Source organism: Mesorhizobium sp. M0862 (assembly GCF_040319795.1).
GTDB lineage: Bacteria > Pseudomonadota > Alphaproteobacteria > Rhizobiales > Rhizobiaceae > Mesorhizobium.
The window spans coordinates 23,881-43,541 of the sequence record NZ_JAMYOJ010000023.1; the positions used below are offsets into that span (position 1 = coordinate 23,881).

A 19,661-nucleotide genomic window follows, 5' to 3' on the forward strand; every position below is an offset into this window, starting at 1 on the left:
GGCTTCCTCAACACTCGCCGAAATCAGCGGCCGTCGTGCCGGAGAATTCCTGGACAGCATGCAAGGTCACGGTCTCGCTTTTCGTGCGCGGCAGTTCCTCCCTCACCGCAGGCTGGCAATCCCATGGTGCCGGCTCGCGTACCTGGCACCAGATGGGGTTTTGAATGGCCAGGTCGATCTGGCGTACGAGTTCCACCATGCCGTCATAGCCGGCGTAAGGGTGTTGGCGCTCCTGGTTGATATCGAGCCAGGGTGTCTTGGCCTTCAGAGCGACGAATTGCGTGCGCCCGCCTGATAGCAGGATATCGGCCTTGTGTTCGGAGAGCATGGTGTAAAGCTCGCGCGCTGCCATCTGCTCGAATATATGGTTGTCGTCCTTGAGGATCTGCTTGACCCGCTCTTTGTCTTCGACGGTCGACTTCTTGACAGAGGTGCCGACGATCTCGATCCCGATCTCCATCAGCGCATGGACGACCGACCAGGACTTCACGCCGCCGGTGTTGAGCAGCACGCGCTTGCCTTCGAGCCTCGGCCGGTAGGCGGCTAGCTTCTTCCAGGCGATCGCCTCTTCCTCTGCAATCAATAGCTCGGTGCGGCCGAGGATCTCCGGATCGGCACCCTGCTTCACGAGCAGCTCAGCTATGTTCCGGAGTGCATCCGAGGTATCGGTGATGCCGTAGAAGGAGCCCTCGAAAAACGGGATGTCCCAGCGCTCGTCCATTTTGCGGGCGAGATTGATGAGCGCGGTCGAGCACGCCACCATAGCCGCCCGGGCGCGGTGCGCGCAGGCAATGTCGACGTAACGGGCGTCACCCGGAATGCAGGCGCGCACCCGGATCCCGAGCCGATCCAGCAGCGGCTTCACCAGCCAGAATTCGCCCGAGAGGTTGAATTCGCCAAGAATGTTGATGTCGTAAGGGCCGGCATCGTCGGGCTCGACCGTGCCGATGACATGCTCGAGCAACGTCTCGCCGGCAAGCTTGTTGCCGAGATTCTTGGAGCCGACGAAGCCCGGCGAATTGACCGGTACAACGGCCAAGCCGAACTTTTCCGCAGCGCGCTTGCACACGGCCTCGATGTCGTCGCCGATCAGCGCCGTCACGCAGGTCGGATAAACGAAGATAGCCGGCGGCCCATACGCTTCCTTGATCTCGAGGATCGCTTTGAAAAGCTTCCGCTCGCCCTGCCCCATCACGACATCGAGTTCGGTGAGGTCGGTCGTGAAGCTTGTGCGCCACAGGGCTGGCCCGGACGAAGCCGCACCGCGGTTGTCCCAGGAATTGCCCTCGCAGGCGAGCGGCGCATGGATCAAATGCGCAACGTCGGTGATCGGCTGCAGCACGATCTTGGCGCCATCGAAGGCACAGCCGCCGGCCGCCGCCCCGGGGGTCAGTGGCTTCGAACAGCCCTCCTTGCGCGCCTTGGCATCCTTGCCGCGGTTCTTTTCGCAGCCAGGCTCGTTGAAGACATCCTGGATTTTGGCTCTGAGCAAGGACATTGCGTCGGTCTCCAAAGTCCCTCGGGAAGATGACCGGCCAAAGCCGACGGTCAAGCTTAGCGGGTGAGGTCATACGAATAGTCCGTCACGCCCGTCTCGCTTGTCTCGCGATCGAGCTTGTCGAAGATCTTGTCGAGGATCGTCGTCAGCACGCGCAACCCGCCTTGGTAGCCCATCAGCGCAAACCGATGGTGATGGTGGCGATCGAAGATCGGAAACGTCAGCCGGATCAGCGGCGTGCGGGTGTCGCGCTCCAGATACTTGCCATAGGAGTTGCCGATCAGCAGGTCCACCGGCTCGGTGAAGAGCAGCGAGCGCATCGCCCAGAGGTCCTTGCCCGCCCAGACTTGAGCATCCTTGCCGAAGGGCGATGATGCAAGCAGTTCCTTCAACTCCGCTTCCCATGCCGAGGTGCCGTTGGTGGCAAGGCAATGGGTCGGCTCGCCGCCCGTCTCCATGATGAAGCGGGCCATGGCGTAGACAAAGTCCGGATCGCCGTAAATGGCGTATTTCTTACCGTGCAGCCAGGATTGGCTGTCCGCCATGGCGTCAACAAGTCGGCCGCGCTCCAGGCGGATTGCCTCGGGGATTTGCTTGCCGGAAATCGCGGAGACCTCCACGAGGAAGTCGTCGGTTGCCTGGACTCCGAGCGGGTAATGGAACGAGGACGTCGCCTGCCCCACCCCCTCGCAATACTCCAGTGTTTTTCGGGTGTTGTAATGCTGCAGCGACAGCGTCGCCTCGGCGTTGAGTGCCTTCCTCACGTCTTCGATCTTCGTGCCGCCGTCATACATGCGGTATTCGCCGTCGGACGGCGTGTCGAACTGGTCAGAGGCGTCTTGGATGAAGGTGTAGGATACGCCTATCAGGTCGAGCAGGCGCTTGAGTTCCCGGTTGTTGCCAACACAGAATCCGTCGAAGCCCGGAATGACGTTGATGGTCCCCTCGGCTTCCGTTCGCTCCTCCCCTTTCCAGAAATGCTCCAAAATGCCCTTGACCGTAACGTCATAGCCGTCGACATGGCTGCCGACGAAGGCCGGCGTGTGGGCGAAAGGCACGTCGAAGTCGCGCGGGACCGAGCCTTCGTCCTTGGCGTTCTCGATGAAGCTGTGCAGATCGTCGCCAATGACCTCCGCCATACAAGTGGTCGAGACGGCGATCATCTTCGGGCCGTAGAGTTGGTACGTGTTGGCGAGCCCATCGACCAGGTTCTTCAGGCCGCCGAACACTGCCGCGTCCTCGGTCATCGAGGAGGAAACCGCCGAAGCAGGCTCCTTGAAATGGCGCGACAGGTGCGAGCGGTAATAGGCGACGCAGCCCTGGCTGCCGTGGACGAAGGACATGGTTCGCTCGAAGCCTGCGGCCGCGAACACCGCGCCGAGCGGCTGGCAGGCCTTGGCGGGGTTCACGACCAGGGCTTCGCGAGCAAGGTTCTTTTCGCGGTATTCCCACGTCTTGGTGAATTCGCCTTGGTCGGTAACGATCTGGTCCGGGTGAGGACATTCGAAATTCAGCCTCTTCTCGGCGAGCATCTGCCTGTATTCCGGCTCGCGGAACAGGGGGGCGTGGTCAAGAACTTTTTCAGCCGACTGCGGCATGGGTGGTACCTCTTTCCATCTGGCCCCGCCATACGGCGGCACAGGGACGTCGAAACGTTTCAGGTCTCCCGCGGACAAAGGGCCACAGGCGTTAAACGGCCTCCCGGCTTCCGGGAGGCCAGGGTTTCATTCGGCTGCGATCGCCGCCGACGGCTCGGCTTTTTTCTTCCAGGGGGCGTCGTAGAGGTTCCAGACCGGGTTGTTGATGGCCAGATCCATATCGCGCGCGAAGATGGCGAACCCGTCGTAGCCATGATACGGGCCGGAATAATCCCAGGAATGCATTTGACGGAACGGTATGCCCATCTTCTGGACCGGGTACTTTTCTTTGATGCCGGAGCCCACGAGATCAGGACGGATCCCCTCGATGAACTTCTCCAGCTCGTAACCAGTCACGTCGTCATAGATCAGTGTGCCCTTCTTCACGTAGTGGCCGGTGCGCTGATAGTCGTCGTTATGGCCAAATTCGTAGCCAGTGCCGACGATCACCATGCCGAGGTCCTCATATGCCGTGACGACGTGACGGGGGCGCAGCCCGCCGACATAGAGCATCACCGTCCTGCCTTCGAGGCGCGGCCGGTACTTGGCTATGACCGCTTCGACCAGCGGCCGGTATTTGGCGATGACCGCCTCGGCCTTGGCCTCGATTTCCGGCCCGAAGTAATTGGCTATCTTGCGCAGAGAGACTTCGGTCTGGGAGGGACCGAAGAAATTGTACTCCATCCAGGCGATGCCATACTTTTCCTCCATGTGCCGGCAAATGTAGTTCATCGACCTGTAGCAATGGATGAGATTGAGTTTCGCCTTTGGCGCTCGCTCTATTTCGGCCAGCGTAGCGTCGCCCGACCAGTTGCCGACCACGCGCAGACCCATCTCCTCGAGCAGGATGCGCGAAGCCCAAGCGTCGCCGCCGATATTATAGTCGCCGACCACATTGACATCGTACGGGCCGGCCTCGAACTCGAGATCCTTCTTCTCGAACACCCAGTCGCGGATCGCGTCGTTGGCGATGTGGTGGCCGAGGGATTGCGAGACGCCGCGGAAGCCCTCGCAGCGCACCGGCACGATTGTCTTTTCGTGCTCCTTGGCCTTGTTGCGGGACACAGCTTCGGTGTCGTCGCCAATCAGGCCAATCGGGCATTCGGATTGCACAGTCATGCCCTTGTTCAGCGGAAACAGTTCCTCGATCTCGTCGATGATCCGTTCGAGCTTCTTGTCGCCGCCGAAAACAATGTCCTTCTCCTGGAAATCGGAGGTGAACTGCATGGTGACGAACGTATCGATGCCGGTCGTGCCGACGTAGTAGTTGCGGCGCTGAGACCAGGAATATTGCCCGCAGCCGACCGGGCCGTGCGAGATATGGACCATATCCTTGACTGGACCCCACACCACGCCTTTCGAGCCGGCATAGGCGCAGCCGCGAATTGTCATCACGCCGGGGATGGACTTGATGTTCGATTTGACCTCGCATTCGGAAAGGACCTCGCTTTCCTCGCCAGCCTCGTCGCCGCTTTTTGCGACGCTGAGGTGCTTTTTGCGGCGCTTCGCCGACTTGTCAGGATATTGCGACAGCACTTCCTCGATAAGCCTCGCATGGAGGCCACCGTCATTCTCGTATTCCAGGCTCATGGGACCCCTTTCAAGGTTCAGGGTGACGCCTCACCGACGAGGCGCCGTTCTTTGAAAGACGCACCAGATCAGGCGGCGCCTCGTGTCGGCAGCGGTCGCTACTGTGCGGCCGCCTTAGCCGCTTCCTTGACCTGAAGCTCGGCAAGCATCTGCTCGTCCGTCTTCATGATGCCGAAGTCGAGCAGCATGTCCTCGAGCTCCTCCATGGTGATCGGGGTCGGGATGGTGCCCTGGCCCGAATTGCCATGGATCTTCTCGGCCAGCGCCCTGTATTCCCCGGCCTGCTTGGAGTCCGGCGCATACTGGATCACAGACATCTTCCTGAGCTCGGCGTGCTGGACGATGTTGTCGCGCGGCACAAAGTGGATAAGCTTGGAATTGAGCCTGGAAGCCAGCGCTTCGGCGAGGTCGAGCTCGCGGTCGGTTTGGCGCTCGTTGCAGATCAGGCCGCCGAGCCGCACGCCGCCCGAATGGGCGTATTTCAGGATGCCCTTGGCGATGTTGTTGGCGGCATAGAGCGCCATCATCTCGCCGGACATGACGATATAGATTTCCTGGGCCTTGTTCTCGCGGATCGGCATCGCGAAACCGCCGCACACCACATCCCCGAGCACGTCGTAGGAGACATAGTCGACATCGTCGTAGGCACCGTTCTCCTCGAGGAAGTTGATCGAGGTGATCACGCCGCGGCCGGCGCAGCCGACACCCGGCTCAGGGCCGCCCGACTCCACGCATTTGATGCCTTTGTAGCCGACCTTGAGCACGTCCGCGAGTTCCAGGTCTTCCACCGAACCTTCCTCTGCCGCGAGATGCAGGACCGTATCTTGCGCCTTCGCGTTCAGGATCAGGCGGGTGGAGTCGGCTTTGGGGTCGCAGCCGACGATGAGGATTCTCTGCCCGAGGTCGACCAGGGCGGCGAGCGTATTTTGGGAGGTGGTGGACTTGCCGATGCCGCCCTTGCCGTAAAAGGCGATCTGACGCAAACCTGACATGTAGCTTTCCTTCCTTCGTTCCCATTCATCGCGGCTGCCGCGACTTGAATGCCGGTCGGGCAGCTGTAGCCGCCTCGCACCCAAGGATCTCAAGACTCATGCCAATTTGGCTGATCCAACCGAAGAATAATTTCATGGTTGCTTTTCAGGGGTTTAGCTTGAGTTCCAAGAAAGGATCGTCGGAACAGCCCGTGTAGCGGACGCGACATTGGCGACACAAAGCGTCGGATCGCGATCCTCAGTCACCGCATTCGGTTGAACCGCATCGTTGTATTGAGGTGGATGAACAGCATCTCGACCCTCTGCGGGATGCTGCGAACTCTTCTGTGCCCGCGAGCTGACGTGCTTGCTCAACGCGTGTCCAAGTGGACACTCCGCCGACTTTTGCGCGCGATCCTAGCATGCCACCGATCCACGGCCACTCATCCGGGGCACGGGCGAATAGTTCCGCTATATCAACCCGAGGGACTCGGTTTACTTCTCGGCGCAGGAGTTCAGTATCGGCGTCATCGCCTTCACATGTTCGTCGATCCGCTCGAGCACTTTCGCTGCGACGACATCACGCTCAGGCAGATGCCACCAGTGTTCGTTGACGAGTTTGACCGTCTCGACCACTGCCTTCAGGACTGCTGGCTCCGGAAGCCGTGCACGGTTCGCAAATGCTTTCCATCGCGGTGCTGCTAGCGCCTTAAACGAGCGCTCTCCTCCAAGCGACAGCGCCATGGCGTCGGCGGGAATATATGGCACGGTGGACAGGAGGTCGTAGATTGGTGCAAGCGCCGGCTTGTCGCCGTTATCGGGATAGATCAAAGACCAGTTCTTCAGGTGCATGTCGCCATTGCCAGTAATGGCGGTCAGTGCCAGGCGGCGGACGAACGCGAGAGCCGCCGTAGGCGAGACGGCCACGCCAAGAGCCAAGGCTATGTCGTGATAAGCAGCCCCCTCATATTTGCGCGAGGGGTAGATACCGAAGACCTGAGCGAAATCCTCGATGTGTATCCTCTCGCCACCGGCGCCGCGATCGAAGCGTTTGACGAGAAGGACCTTGCCGTCAGACAGCGTGTTGAATTCTTCGGGAACGCCGTCAAAATCGGACTTCTCGACCAGTTCGCATTCAGGAACGTCCATGCCGATTGCTGCTGCCAGCGCCAGGTTGGCGAATTCGTTCTCGGAAACGCCCGGAAAGGCCGTCGAAGGGAACTTGGCAATGTACCGGCCCTGCTCGTCGTCCATCGGCAAGGTAAGGCCGCCGCCTTTTCCAATGTTCTTCATGACCGACAGCTTCATCTGCACGCCGGCAAGCGAGAACCGTGCCTTGGGCTGATCCTTTGAAGCGTCCTTCGAAACCGCTATCGCGCCGTCACTGGGCAACGCCCGTACGGCTCCCGGCAGATCGGCGCCCAGTGCCGCTAAAAGGTCGAAATCATTGCCTGGCCGCACATTGCCTTCGTGGTGCCTTTCCATCGCCTCGCGCAATTTCTCCTCGGGCAGGAGGTTCGCGAAGAAAGCGGGCAAGGCGCTTGCCAGAGGCTTCGGATCTTTCCGCAATCCTCCCGTCGCTGCCCGGAACGACAGGCTGAAAACCGGAAAGCCGCCCGTCGCGCGGTAGGCCTCATCGAAGTTGAATGCATTGAAATCGCCCGGCGTCCTGACGATCGTGCCGATCTTCACTGCGTTCAAGAGCACGTCCAGCGACGGGATCGTCTTAGGTGCGCGAAAGACTGGAGGCATGATCGTCATCGTCAGGTTGAGAAACAAAGGCGGGTCGATCGTCATCATCATGCGGACGCAATAGAGCCTGGACAGCCGGCACCATGACTTGCGGAACCAGCATCATTTCCAGACCGAGCGCGCGAGCGATATTCATGAGGGTCGTCGCACGCGCCGCTGCGGCTCCCTTTTCGATGTCGCGATATCGGGGACGGGATATACCCGCCAAGTCAGCGACCTGCTCCTGCGTCATGGCAGCGGCCAGCCTCGCCTGCCTGAAAAATCCACCGATTTCGCGCAGAACTTCCGATTGAGAGTCCATATGATACGTAAACGATCCATTCCAATGCTAGATGATATGGCAGAGTACCTTATCCAGCGATCGAGTCAACACGTTACGATCTGTTCGAGTATCATGCATCAGCTCTATGACACGAAAAGAGATCAATTATCCTGCATTTAGCGCCGCCCGACGGTGGACGCCGTCCGAAATTAGCGCCCGATCAGCGCTCCGAAATTCGAAATGTTAAATCAAGGCGGGTCCGGCGGCTGAAATCGGTTCCCTCTTCTCGTTCATACGGCCGACCGCGCTGACTCGGGGTCAATGTGGATCGCGACTCCTTTATTGCAATGGATTTGCACCATCTACTCCCTGCCGGCCTCCCGGCGCACCATGTTCCGACCCCTTCAGGGGCTCGGCTCGGTCGGCGTGACCGATCGCCCTGATCAAAGCATCGACATAGCCTTCGAATACAGCTTCACTCTCGGCTGTCCAGTCCGGCATGGCGGGGCGACTCCCTGATCACGAAGCAGCACCCGAACAAATCCGCGACCAGCGCGAATCCCCCGCGTCCGAGACTCTCTGACTCAGTAAGACTAGGCGCCCGCCGCACGTACGGGCGCCGCCGGCGTCAACCGGTGGGCAGGTGCGCCGAGGGCAACAAGCGCGCCTGACGCAACGCCACCAGATCAGCCGAGCCGGTGCAGAAGCAGGCGACGGCCAACTGGCGGATGACGATCTCGAAATGCGCGACAACGGCCTCGGTGGATACCGTAGCCGCGCGCAGCACGCCGGCTGCCTGCCCGGCGATGTCCGCGCCCAGGCGGATAGCCTTGGCCACGTCGACGCCGTCGCTGACCCCGCCCGACGCGATCAGCTTCACCGCTGGCAGCGCCCGACGTACCGCCTGCACGCTGGCCGGGGTCGGGATCCCCCAATCGGCGAACGCCATCGCGACTGTACGGTCGGCGGCATCGGGGGCCCGCTCGCCCTCCACCGCGGCCCAACTGGTGCCGCCGGCGCCGGCGACATCGATCACGGCCACGCCCGCCTGAACGAGCGCACAAGCCACCGAGGCAGAGAGGCCCGACCCCACTTCCTTGGCCACGATCGGCACCCCCATGCTGCGCGCGGCGCGAGCGATCTGGGCCAGGACGCCGCGCCAGTCGCGGTCGCCCTCCGGCTGTACCGCTTCCTGCAGCGGATTGAGATGGACGATGAGTCCATCGGCCTCCAGTGCATCCACCGCCCGGCGCGCCAGGTCCAGGCCGTCGGCCTCACGCAGTTGCGCGGCGCCGATATTGGCCAGCAAGGGAACGTCTGGGGCATGGCGGCGCAGCGCGAGCGTCAGCCCTTGTGAGTTGCGGGATTGCAGGCTCACGCGCTGCGATCCTACGCACATGGCAATCCCCAAGGCTTGCGCTGCCTCGCTTAGATGCCGGTTGATGGCCTCGGCGCGTGGCATGCCGCCGGTCATGGAGCTGATCAGCAGCGGCGCGCGCATGGTCTTGCCCAGCAGCGAGGCGCTCAGGTCGATCTGCGTCAGATCCAACTCGGGCAATGCGCAGTGTTCGAAACGGATGTACTCCCAGCCGGCGGCCTTGGCCCGTGCCGTTCGCCGATTCAGCACTATGTCCAGATGGTCGTCCTTGCGCCGGCTCAACTTGGTGTCGCTGATGCTCGATCCATCCGCGTCATCGGGCGACGGCGTTGCGTCGGGTCGGACCGACGGCAGCGGGCGCACGCCGCCGTTTTCCGCTCGTTCAGGCCGGCGCACGCTGGGCTGCCCCCGCAGCGTCGCTGCGGTAGCGACTGTTTGAGGTCTGGTAGTACTGCACGCGGATGGCCGCCATGGCTTCGATCAGCGGTCCCCACGGCGGGGGAAAGCGTTCTTGCGCCATCACCCGGTGCAGCATGCGTGTGTGGCCGACCAGCTCGTCCTTGAGGAACTCCACGACAGGCATGGCCGGATAGCGCTGCAGCAGCAGGATCGCCGCGTTGTCGGCCTCGCCGGCCGACCTATCCTTTTCGCGTCCATGCAGATCGTTCTGCAAGCGCCCTATCGCGGAGATGAGCCGCAGGACCTGGCGAAACGCCGGATGCGCGCGCAAGGTCGCCATGTCCAGCCCCCACAGCAACGACAGGCAACAGAACACGTTCGTGTAGGCGATCGAGTCAACGCCGTTCTGCAAGTACTCGGCGTAGGACCATCGCTCCGCCCCTACCGCCTGCGCGTGTCCGGTGCGCAGCGCCGCGCAGTAGCACCGGGTATCCTCGAGAAGCTGGGCATAGTCGCGACGATCGTAGGCGAGCGCGGCGAGCGAAGCGCGCAGCACAGCACAGCCCTCGAATCCTGGTAGCGCGCACGCCACGCCCTGCCCCAGCGCCTGCTCCACCGCGGCGAGCTGCTCCGGCGCGATCAGGCCAAGGTCGTTGCAATCGTCCAGCCAGAACAGCAGCGCCAGTTCGCGATAGAACGCCACGATCAGCGTTTCGTCCAGCGGATCGCGGCCGGTGCGGGCGCTGGTGTCGCGCAGGCTCGGATGGATGCGCTGCAGGATGTACTGGCCGCCCCGGACTGCTTCCACGCCATGCTCGTCGGTGAACCCGGTCAGGGAACGCCCCCATTCCAGCACCTGCTGCAGCGCGCGATGGGTCGGGATCATGGCCCGGCTCCTGTTCCCTCGGCCGAAACACGCCGCCCCCAACGAAGCGCCAGCCACAACCCGGCGAGTTCGGCCACGCGCACCACCCGGGTCGGGCAATACAGTTCCTTGCCGATCCACAGCGGCGTCTGGGGCAGTGAATGCGCCGCGTGGCGGGCGAGCATCCACTTCAGCGCCCGCGCCACCGCCTGCGCGATGCCCCGGCGCCGGGTCGGCTCTTCGCTCCCGTCCATCACGTCTAACGCGAACAGCGCATAGGCGGTTTCCTCGAATGTGGACGCGCGACCGGCGCCCCAGCCGCCGTCGTCGCGCTGCGCCTGCAGCAGCGCTGCCAGCGCGCGCTCGTCGCGCCACTGGGGGTTGCCTTGCGCGAGCGCAGCGACCGCATGCGCGGTTGGATATAGCCACGAAACGTGCCATTTTTCGTTGTCCCATAGACCGTGCGGGTTGCGATTGGCCTCGACGTAGGCGCTGGTGCCGGCGGCGGGTTTTCCCAACATTCGCAACGCATGCAGGGCATGGATGTTGGTCGACACCGAGGCATTGCGCTCACCGGGGAAGGTGACGAAGAGCTCGCCGGTTTCGAACTGGCGCAACGCGTCGGCCGCCGGGTCGCGGCCTGCAAGGCTAAGGACGCACAACGCAACGGCGGTGTCGTCCGCATCGGCCGCGAAGTGCAAGGCAGGGCCCAGACCGCGCACGCCGAGCCGGGCGTCGAGCTGCGCGATGATCACTTGCACCGCCTCGGCGAGCGCGGGATGCGCGAACAGACCGCCCAGATGCAGGGTGTACAGCGACCAGCATGGCTCGAACACATTGATTGGCCAGACGTTGGGAACGACACCTTCGATGCCGGTGCGCGTCGCCCGCGATGCAGCCTGCAGATACCCGCCCGTGCGCCCGACGTGCGGCGTGTTCCCCTGTGTCACGGCGTGCGCACGCCACGCGGCGGTGGCCGCCGGACTGATGCCGATGCTGCCGTCGTCGTCCGGGCATGCCGTGGCCGAAGACGTCCCCCAGGCTTCCCAGGAGTGCAGCAACGGATGGCCGCTCGGCAACGTCGCCACAGCCCCCAGCTTGACCAGGCGTGCTTGCCGCAACGGCAACAGCGCCGGGTGGTGCGAAAACGCCAAGCCGCCCAGCAAGGATGCGGCCTCGTCGCACAACTGCGGCAGGATCAGCTCCGCGCCGATGGGCGCGTCTTCCGGCACCGCATGCGCGTAGGGATCGGGCTGGCGCTCGAGGAATCGGGTTGCACCCTGGACTGCGTCGGCAGCGCCGGGAAGAGGATCGGCACGCTGCAACGCCAGCAACGCCGCCCACGTGGGCGCATGGCGAAACAGCGGGAAGTCCGCACTTCCCCATCCGCCATCGGCCTGTTGCTGCGCAATGAGCCACGCGTATGCGTCGTGCCGACCGGTGACTTTGCCGTCGAACTGCAGAGCTCGCGCCGTGTCGTATACGGACGGACCGACGCTGCCGCCGTCGCTCATCTCGCTCAGCAGGTGGCGCAATTCGGAAAGGATCTGTTCGGACAGCGCGTTCACGCGGGGGTTCCTTCTGCAGAGGGCTAATGAGAACAGAAACGGGCAGACGCCGCGCACGTCGCCGCCGACACGGACACAGTGCAGCATGCAGCGCCCGCCGGCCGATCGCAGCAGCACAGCGGCGAGTTCTTAGAGATGGGCGCGCTCATGCGTATGGCCCGGACAGATAGACGTTGGCCCGCTGCAGCATCTGCGCCAACCCTTCCGCACGCGCCCCCAGAGGGGCGATGGCCTCCCCGGCGTCGTGCAACAAATATAGCGCGAACTGGCGCGCTGCCTGCAGCCCCATGATCGACGCGCAGGTCGGCTTCTGCGCGGCCGCGTCCTTGCCGGGGGTCTTGCCAAGAGTCGCGGTATTCGCCGTCGCGTCGAGAATGTCGTCGGCCACCTGCAACGCCAAGCCAAAACAGGCGGTGTAGCGATCGAGCGCAGCATACAGCGCAGCGTGCGCGGCATCCTCCGTGATGGAGTATAGCGCGCCCATGCGAACCGACGCGCGCACTAGCGCTCCGGTTTTCATCCGGTGCATCGCCAGGATCCTGTCCAGCCCGGCGTGCTTTCCGACCAGCGACAGATCCATGGCCTGCCCGCCTGCGGCACCCTCGGCGGACACCGCCTGCGCCAGTTCGCGCACGAGCGCTATACGATTGTCGCCCGGCGCATCCAGGCTCGCCAGCGTCAGGAAGGCGTGGGCCTGCAGCGCATCGCCGACCAGGATCGCAGTGGCTTCGCCGAACTTTACGTGCACGGTCGGAAGGCCGCGGCGAAGCACGTCGTCGTCCATGGCGGGCAGGTCGTCGTGGACCAGGGTACAGGCGTGCATCATCTCGATGGCGGCGCCGACGTCGTCGAGCATGTGCGCCGGCGTGCCCGCCAGTGCGCCGGCAGCCAGACAGAGCAAGGCTCTGGTGCGCTTCCCGCCATGCAAGGTGGCGTAGCGCATGGCTGCCATCAGCTCTGTCTTACCGTCGTCTTCGGCGCAGAGCAGACGCGCCAGCGCCTGTTCGACCCGCTTTGCGCCGTCCTGCATCCAGATCTCCGGGAGCAGCCCGCCGGATGCGCCGCGCGCCTGCGCGCCCAACCCGCCGAATGCGGAAACGCCAGTTCGGTCATCGTGTATTGTGGAACCGGTTTGCATGTTGTTCATGTCCTTGTAGCTGAGACGGCCACGGCGAGCGCAAGTCGTCACACGAGTGCGTGCGCTGAGTGCAGCAATGCCGCGCCCCGCCGGCGCCGCTGCCTTGCCACACAGGGCGTGCGACGGCAGCTCATGAGAAGCCTATGCGGATTGCCATGGACGGATGTGCGGTCGGGTAATAGCGCCGGCCTTTTTCGACGTCGCTCAGCAACTGCGGCCGCACCCCGGCCTTGTGCATGATCAGCGCCAAGGCGATGCAGAACTGCACCATTTCCAGCCATACCAGGTGGTAGCCGATGCAGACGTGTGGGCCGGTACCGAACTGCAGCATGTCCACGGGCCGGATCGGTTCTGTGCGTAGCAGCCACCGCGCCAGGCGGAACTGATCAGGCGCCTCGTGCAGCAGCGCCGAGGTCGAGAAATGCAGCAGCGGGATGCATAGGTGGGTGCCCGCGGGAATGCGCCGTTGGCCGAGTTGCAATTCCTGCAGCGCGCGACGCGGCAGGAGCGTGGTCGCCGGATGCAGGCGCAGTGTCTCGCGGAACAGCGCCTCGGCGAGCGGACACTGCGCCAGGTCCGCGTGCCGGGTCGGCACCGCGCCCACGCGTTGCGCCTCCTCGACCAGGGCGTCCCACAGCACAGGCTGCCGCGCCAGCTCGATCACGATCCAGGCCATCGTCGAGGCAGTGGTGTCGTGACCGGCAAGCAGCAGCAAGCGAATATTCGCGACCAGGACGTCATCGGAGAGCGGACCGTCGCTGCTGTCAAAAGCGCTCACCATGTCGTTGATGAACCCGGTGCGCGCGGCATGCGCGCGCGCATCGCGGACGAACCGGCGCAACTGCGCGTCGATCCAGTCGCGGGCGGAGCGGCCGCGCCGCAAAGGCAATCCGGGCAGGTCGACCGGTGGCGCGATGATCAACTGCAGCAATTGCCGGTACTTGCGATGCCATCCCGGCAGGTCCTTCGCGGGGATTCCCATGAGGCTGAAGATGAGCTTCAGCATCAGGTCGCCGGTCTCGCGCAGGATGGTTACCTCGCCGTGGGCGCGCCACGCCTGCACCCGCGCCTGGATGACCGGTGCGAACAGGTCGCCGATCCCGGCCTGGGTCAGCCCCTTGGGCAAGAACGCTGCCTTGATGGCATCGCGCGCCTGCCGGTGCGCGCCGCCGTCCAGGGCAACCAACGTTCCGCCAAGCAATTCGGGCGCGATCTCTTCGATCAGCGCCGAGGACACGTCCTTGTGCTTGAGCAGAGAGAATGCGTCCGGATCCACACAGGTCATCAGATGTCCGGCAGGGCCGAAATCCAGCCAGAAGTGGCTGCCCAGCGTCCGTTCTGCGCGTTGCAGCAGGCGCGGCAGGTCGCAGACAATGGCGGGAAGATGCCCGACCAGGGGGAAAGCGCCGGGCATGACCGGAATGTCGGATCGCAGCCGGTGCCGACGGTTGAGTGGGTTGAGCAGTATGTCCATCAGCAGCGCGCCGCCGTCGCCGATTCGGTGTCGCCGGCAGGGCGCGCGGCGCAGCTGTTGCCACCGTCGGCGTATGTCGGCACATGCGCCAGCATGCCGCCATCGATGCACACGACCTGGCCGGTGATGAACGCAGCATCGGCGGAGAGCAGGAACGCCACGAGCGCGGCCACGTCCTCGGGGCGGCCCACGCGCTGCAGGAGCTGGTGCCGGCGCAGATGCCGTTGCATGCACTCGTCCAGCTTGGCGAGGAGACGCTCGGTCATGATAAGACCCGGCGCAACCGCGTTGCAGCGAATCTGCGCATGACCGTACTGGGTGGCGAGCGAAGCCGAGAGCATGTTCATCGCCGCCTTCGACGCGCCGTAGGACGTCTGCGCCGTGTCACCGCTGAGCCCTTGGCACGACGACATGTTGACGATCGCGCCACCGCCGCGGTCGATCATCCGTGGGATGGCCTGCCGGCAGCAGAGCAGCGTGCCGCGCAGATTGGTCGCCATGGTCTGGTCCCAGACTGCCAGGTCCAGGTCGAGGATCGCGCAGTCGCGCGGGGTCAGATGCATGGCGCTCGCATTGTTCACCAGCAGGTCGACCCCCCCGAAGTGCCGCTCCGCCGTCTCGAACAGCGCTGCCACCGCCTGCTCATCGGCGATATCCATGACTATGGGCAGCGCGTGGCCTGCTTCGGCCGCGATCTGCGCGGTGCAGGCGATGGCCGCCGAGCCATCAATGTCGGCCACCACCACTCTGCCGCCCCCGCGCGCGATGGCGAGAGCGCATGCCTTGCCGATGCCGGCGCCGGCGCCGGTCACCACGGCCACCTTGCCTTCAAACCTTGCCATCGTGTCTCCTGAATTGCATTGTTCTTTCGCAGCATGCCGCTCGGCCTGCGCCGGAGAAGGCGCAGGGTCCGCGCTGGCGCGCTCGTCATGGCCAGCATCGCTTTCGATGACCCGAATGGCGGCGACCGGGCACTGGTTGGCCGCAAGCCGCACGGCGGCGTGCAGCGCCTGCGGGACCGTCGCCACGCACACTTCGGCCACCCCGTCCGGTTCGCGCTGGCGAAAGGCGCCCGGCAGCGTCAGCACGCACTGCCCGGTAGTTCCGCACAGATCCTGATCGACCACGACGCGCATCTCAGCCCTCCTGCCGATGCAGCCGCACCGGCAGCGCGCGGAACGTCCTAAGGAACGCGGAGGGCTCCCGGGTCGGCTGCTCGGCCAATGCCAGCGTGGGGAAGCGCGCCTGGATCCGCGGCAGGCTCTCGGCCAACTGCACCCGGGCCAGTTGCGCACCAAGGCAGAAGTGGATGCCGTGGCCGAAGGCCAGCATGATCTTCCCGTCGATCGAAATCCCAGGACTGGTGCCGTAGAACCGCACGGGATCGAAGCGGTCCGGATCGGCGAAGGCGTCCGGGTCGCGATTGCCGGCCGCGATCAGAACGCGCACGTCCGCGTTCTTCGGGATCACCACGCCGCCCAGTTCGATGTCGCGCTGGGCGATACGCGGAATGGAGCTGAACATGGCGGGCGCGTCGTAGCGCAGGGCTTCTTCGACGAATGCCTTTACCCCCATGGCATCTCCTTTCAGCCAGTGCCGCTGTTCGGGATACGCCAGCATCGCCAGGACAGCATGGCCGATGGCCGCGGCAGTGGTGGCGAAGCCGCCCAGCAACATGCCCCAGAGCATGCTGATCAATTCCGTATCCGACAGCATCTCGGCATCGCCGTCGTGTGCGCCGACCAGCATTGACACGATGTCGTGGCTGGAATCGGAGCGCTTGCGCTGTATGAGGTCGCCGAAGTAGGCCTGAACCCTGGCGCTGGCCGAGTCCGCCGCGGCGAGCTGGGGATCGCTGGCGTGCGGGCTCAGGCCTTCCAGAATGGCGCTGATGCCGGTGACGAGCCCGAGAATGTCGTCCGGGGGCATGCCGAACAGTTCGCCGAAAACCAGCATGGGCAAGGCCAGCGCGAATTCCTGATGCAGGTCCACTGCCTCCCCGCGCTCCAGTGCGGGCGCCATGCCGTCCAGGCGCGCTGCGACAATGCGAGCGATGGCCGGCCTCAGCTTGTCGATCTGGCCGATGGTGAAATCGCGCGAGATCAGCCGGCGCAGACGCGTATGCGTTGGAGGTTCCTTCATCGCCAAAGTGGACGCCAGCAGACTTAGCGACAGGCTGGTCGCCGCACGCGGGAAATAGCGCGCCAGTTCGCCTGGCGCCGGCCCCCGAAAAGCATCGCCCGTGGCCTTGAGCGCCCAGTAGATGTCGGCGTGGCGGCTCAACAGAAAGAGGCCCGACGCCGCGCGATGTACCGGATCGTGCTCGCGCAACCACCGCATGAATGGATACGGGTCCTGAATGCACGCTGGCGACGCCAGTTCGGCGAAGGCGTCCCGGCATGCTGCCGTGGTTTCTTGCACGTCCATCTTGGTCACCTGTTGGTTGGCTGATCTGATCGGCGCGCGGCAGTCGCGCGGGCAATTCGAGGACATCGCGATTCCTCGTGGCGTCCGCGCATCACCAGAGCACCGGGAACTCCTCGAACCCGCCAGTGATGATCTCCTTGCGCAACTTCAGTTCTTCGGGCGCCACGGCCAGGCGCAGCGCGGGAAAGCGCTGGAAGATCGAACCGAACACCGCCTTGAGTTCCAGCCTGGCCAGCGCCAAGCCTACGCAGTTGTGGGGTCCGTAGGAGAACGCCAGGTGCGGGTTTTCGTCACGTCCGATGTCGAAGATTTCCGGGTCGTCGAAATGGCGCGGATCGAACGACGTCGCCGGCAGGCCGACCAGCACCTTGCTTTCCGCGGGAACATGCACGCCCGCGATGGTCACGTCGGTCCTCGGATAGCGCATGATGCCGTCCCAGCCGGCGCCCGGCGGGTACATGCGCAGGATTTCCTCTACCGCCTTGTCCACCAGCGATGGATCGCCGACCAGGCGTTCGCGCTGTTGCGGATGGCGGAACATGGCCAGCAGGCCGAATTCGATCTGCGCCACGGTGCTCTCGTGCCCCGCCACCAGCATGCCCGCCGCCAGGCCGATCGCCTCTTCCTCGGTCGCCCTGCCCTGGTCGACCGCCGCGAGCAGATCCGTCAGCACGTTGTCACCCGGATCCTGGCGCTTGTCCCGCATCTTGCCGCGAATGTAGGCGCGGAGTTCTTCCCAGGCCAAGCGCGACGCGCTTCGCGGGCCGCTTTCATGCTGGTGCGTCATCACCTCGTCGGACAGCCCGGCGAAAAAGGCGTGATCCTCGTAGAGCACGCCCATCAGCGCGCCAATGACCATGGCGGGAAGCGGAAAGGAGAGGTGGCGCCGCAGATCGGCGGGCTGGGGCTGGGCCGCCAGTGTCTCGAACAACTGCGCGGCGATCGCCTCGACCTGCTGCGCGAGCAGCTTCACTCTGCCGTTGCTGAAGGCCGGCGCCACGATCGTGCGTAACCGCGTATGCTCGCCCCCCTCGTGCGAGACCAGCCATCCTGGCGAACCGAGAATCACCGAATCCGGGGTGAATGCCGCCGGCGGCATTCCCGCGGGCCGGAACGCCGCGTCGGACAACACCGCCTTGGCCTCGTCATAGCCTGTCACCCACCAGCCTTCGTGCCCGGACGGGAAGCGCACGCGGTGGATCGGGCCGTTGGCCCGTAGCGCCAACATCTCGGGCGAGGGCTCCATGTGATCGACGCGCCACATCGGCAGCGTCGGCAAAGGTTGTTCGGACATGGGTGGCACTTCACTCAATAGCGAGGGCGGAAGGTGACCGGCGGGCGCTGCGGCAGCGAAGACCTAAGACGGCATATAGATGACGTCCTCCGAAGGCAGACCGATTATCAAGAACGGCTAACGCGTAACTGTCTAGGCACATCGCGCGGCGAGATGCGGAACGTTATCTTGCACCTTCGAGGTCAGGATAAAGTCGGCGCGGTGGGCCTTTGAGCCGCCGCCGGCCAAGCTTTCCTGCGCAAGGGTCGACAAGGGCGGCGAGCTGTTGGGTAAGGGCCGTTTCGCCGAGGGGCCCCTGCCCATAGACGCTATCCAACGCGGATTTGACATTTTGCTTTCTTTCTTCGTTCCATTCGTGTCATCCACGAAATGAAAGTCGGTCGGGCTCCCGGCCCGCAACGAAGGTGCTTCAAATCTCGTGCCAATTTGGCCGCAGCAGAAAAAATTGGGGCAGCTTCTCAGCGGCTTAGCCTGAGGCCAGAGAAGAGCTAGGCGAAATAGGCCGGTGTCGCGGACAACAAAGGGGACAGCTGGGCAACGTTTCGGTCGGGCTAGCGACATTCTGGTCCAGTTTCGAACATAAGAGGGCGGCAAACAGACACGATTGGGGAATTCGATCCTCACGGGGCCAAGGCGCTTGCCCAAGAGCGCCCGCTCATGGTCGCTGCGACAGGCGCATGTTCGCGATAGCCGTGCCGGCGCACCCATGAACGCTAGCGCCACATGCTACGCAATGACTGGAGTGCCCTCCAGCCTCAGGTAATGCATCGGCTCGGCTTCCAGTTCGTCTTTGCCCAGCCGGGGCTGAAGCGCCGAATCCGCACCATACAGCATCGTTGTTGCCTGTGTGACGAGGCGGTTATAGCGCGCGCCCGATCTTCTAAGACACGGCCTCCGAGAAGGAGGGGCGGTCCAACAGCCCCTCTATTCCAAATGGCACGCCGCTTGCTGCTCCTGGTTAGAGCACCATCAAATCACGATGAAAGCGACTTGCACCATGCCCGACACGCGAAGCTCTAGACCGTGGCCTGAGGAGACGGTGCCCCTTCCAGCTGAACATCGGGGCATCGTCTCCTCCGGAAGTCCGTTCTGGGTGGCCGCTTTGCGCATGGGGGGTCCGATGCCGGCACGCCAACACGGGCCGCGCGCGCAAATGCGGTTTGCCGGTTCTGTTCAGCATGTGAGTGCCGAAAAGCTTTGTCAAAGGGTCACCCAAGCCAAGGCCGGCGGGTCACTGCCACATATCGACAACACGCTGAACCAGTCCAGTGACTCGGAGTCCTGTGACGCGGGTGTGTTGCATGAAGACATTTCAGGCCCCCACATGCTTGCGATATTGGCTCCTTCCGGCCGCTATCCTTTTTCGAAACGCACGATCGCTAGTGACCGATCCCGCTTCCTGCGCCAT

At 63.9% G+C, this 19,661-nt stretch carries 14 protein-coding genes and 1 pseudogene; all 15 read right to left on the reverse strand.

What is annotated here, in order from left to right; translation table 11 throughout:
* Positions 1-7: 7 nt before the first annotated feature.
* The 15 genes and pseudogenes from nifE to NKI15_RS26690 all read right to left on the reverse strand — a co-directional run bounded on the left by nifE (position 8) and on the right by NKI15_RS26690 (position 18,253).
* Entirely contained in the window at positions 8-1,498 is a 1,491-nt protein-coding gene (gene nifE / locus NKI15_RS26620) for a nitrogenase iron-molybdenum cofactor biosynthesis protein NifE (RefSeq protein ID WP_352887430.1), read from the reverse strand.
* A 56-nt stretch (positions 1,499-1,554) separates the two neighbouring features.
* Positions 1,555-3,096: a nitrogenase molybdenum-iron protein subunit beta gene (nifK, locus tag NKI15_RS26625; protein WP_352887432.1), complete on the reverse strand. Its 1,542-nt coding sequence runs from the start codon at positions 3,094-3,096 to the stop codon at positions 1,555-1,557.
* A gap of 126 nt (positions 3,097-3,222) precedes the next feature.
* Entirely contained in the window at positions 3,223-4,725 is a 1,503-nt protein-coding gene (gene nifD / locus NKI15_RS26630) for a nitrogenase molybdenum-iron protein alpha chain (RefSeq protein WP_352887435.1), read from the reverse strand.
* Positions 4,726-4,823: 98 nt separating this feature from the next.
* Positions 4,824-5,717, reverse strand: a complete 894-nt coding sequence (nifH, locus tag NKI15_RS26635; RefSeq protein WP_023706403.1) for a nitrogenase iron protein — start codon at positions 5,715-5,717, stop codon at positions 4,824-4,826.
* 474 nt (positions 5,718-6,191) lie between these two features.
* Positions 6,192-7,448, reverse strand: coding sequence for a type II toxin-antitoxin system HipA family toxin (locus NKI15_RS26640; RefSeq protein WP_352887529.1), 1,257 nt, complete (start codon positions 7,446-7,448; stop codon positions 6,192-6,194).
* Complete coding sequence (locus NKI15_RS26645; protein ID WP_352887437.1) at positions 7,423-7,749, reverse strand: helix-turn-helix domain-containing protein; 327 nt, start codon at positions 7,747-7,749, stop codon at positions 7,423-7,425. The genes NKI15_RS26640 and NKI15_RS26645 overlap by 26 nt, the downstream gene beginning before the upstream one ends.
* A gap of 589 nt (positions 7,750-8,338) precedes the next feature.
* Positions 8,339-9,442: a type 2 isopentenyl-diphosphate Delta-isomerase gene (gene fni, locus NKI15_RS26650; RefSeq protein WP_502898720.1), complete on the reverse strand. Its 1,104-nt coding sequence runs from the start codon at positions 9,440-9,442 to the stop codon at positions 8,339-8,341.
* A gap of 28 nt (positions 9,443-9,470) precedes the next feature.
* Positions 9,471-10,373, reverse strand: coding sequence for a terpene synthase family protein (locus NKI15_RS26655; RefSeq protein WP_352887439.1), 903 nt, complete (start codon positions 10,371-10,373; stop codon positions 9,471-9,473).
* Positions 10,370-11,920, reverse strand: a complete 1,551-nt coding sequence (locus NKI15_RS26660; protein ID WP_352887441.1) for a hypothetical protein — start codon at positions 11,918-11,920, stop codon at positions 10,370-10,372. Before NKI15_RS26660 ends, NKI15_RS26655 begins: the two co-directional genes overlap by 4 nt.
* 145 nt (positions 11,921-12,065) lie before the next feature.
* Complete coding sequence (locus NKI15_RS26665) at positions 12,066-13,067, reverse strand: polyprenyl synthetase family protein (RefSeq protein WP_352887443.1); 1,002 nt, start codon at positions 13,065-13,067, stop codon at positions 12,066-12,068.
* Positions 13,068-13,188: 121 nt separating this feature from the next.
* Positions 13,189-14,532: a cytochrome P450 gene (locus NKI15_RS26670; RefSeq protein ID WP_352887445.1), complete on the reverse strand. Its 1,344-nt coding sequence runs from the start codon at positions 14,530-14,532 to the stop codon at positions 13,189-13,191.
* Positions 14,532-15,374: an SDR family oxidoreductase gene (locus NKI15_RS26675; protein WP_352887535.1), complete on the reverse strand. Its 843-nt coding sequence runs from the start codon at positions 15,372-15,374 to the stop codon at positions 14,532-14,534. The genes NKI15_RS26670 and NKI15_RS26675 overlap by 1 nt, the downstream gene beginning before the upstream one ends.
* A 168-nt stretch (positions 15,375-15,542) precedes the next feature.
* Positions 15,543-15,668 (reverse strand): annotated as a pseudogene (locus NKI15_RS26680) (ferredoxin); the annotation flags it as partial.
* A 1-nt stretch (position 15,669) separates the two neighbouring features.
* On the reverse strand, positions 15,670-16,959 hold the full coding sequence (locus NKI15_RS26685) for a cytochrome P450 (protein WP_023829755.1): 1,290 nt from the start codon (positions 16,957-16,959) through the stop codon (positions 15,670-15,672).
* 91 nt (positions 16,960-17,050) lie between these two features.
* Complete coding sequence (locus NKI15_RS26690) at positions 17,051-18,253, reverse strand: cytochrome P450 (protein ID WP_352887448.1); 1,203 nt, start codon at positions 18,251-18,253, stop codon at positions 17,051-17,053.
* Positions 18,254-19,661 lie beyond the last annotated feature (1,408 nt).

Excerpts from the sequence above, each read along its gene's own strand:
- nifE (WP_352887430.1), bottom strand. The coding sequence starts at position 1,498 with ATGTCCTTGCTCAGAGCCAAAATCCAGGATGTCTTCAACGAGCCTGGC.
- nifK (WP_352887432.1), bottom strand. The coding sequence starts at position 3,096 with ATGCCGCAGTCGGCTGAAAAAGTTCTTGACCACGCCCCCCTGTTCCGC.
- nifD (WP_352887435.1), bottom strand. The coding sequence starts at position 4,725 with ATGAGCCTGGAATACGAGAATGACGGTGGCCTCCATGCGAGGCTTATC.
- nifH (WP_023706403.1), bottom strand. The coding sequence starts at position 5,717 with ATGTCAGGTTTGCGTCAGATCGCCTTTTACGGCAAGGGCGGCATCGGC.
- NKI15_RS26640 (WP_352887529.1), bottom strand. The coding sequence starts at position 7,448 with ATGCCTCCAGTCTTTCGCGCACCTAAGACGATCCCGTCGCTGGACGTG.
- NKI15_RS26645 (WP_352887437.1), bottom strand. The coding sequence starts at position 7,749 with ATGGACTCTCAATCGGAAGTTCTGCGCGAAATCGGTGGATTTTTCAGG.
- NKI15_RS26655 (WP_352887439.1), bottom strand. The coding sequence starts at position 10,373 with ATGATCCCGACCCATCGCGCGCTGCAGCAGGTGCTGGAATGGGGGCGT.
- NKI15_RS26665 (WP_352887443.1), bottom strand. The coding sequence starts at position 13,067 with ATGAACAACATGCAAACCGGTTCCACAATACACGATGACCGAACTGGC.
- NKI15_RS26670 (WP_352887445.1), bottom strand. The coding sequence starts at position 14,532 with ATGGACATACTGCTCAACCCACTCAACCGTCGGCACCGGCTGCGATCC.
- NKI15_RS26675 (WP_352887535.1), bottom strand. The coding sequence starts at position 15,374 with ATGGCAAGGTTTGAAGGCAAGGTGGCCGTGGTGACCGGCGCCGGCGCC.
- NKI15_RS26685 (WP_023829755.1), bottom strand. The coding sequence starts at position 16,959 with ATGGACGTGCAAGAAACCACGGCAGCATGCCGGGACGCCTTCGCCGAA.
- NKI15_RS26690 (WP_352887448.1), bottom strand. The coding sequence starts at position 18,253 with ATGTCCGAACAACCTTTGCCGACGCTGCCGATGTGGCGCGTCGATCAC.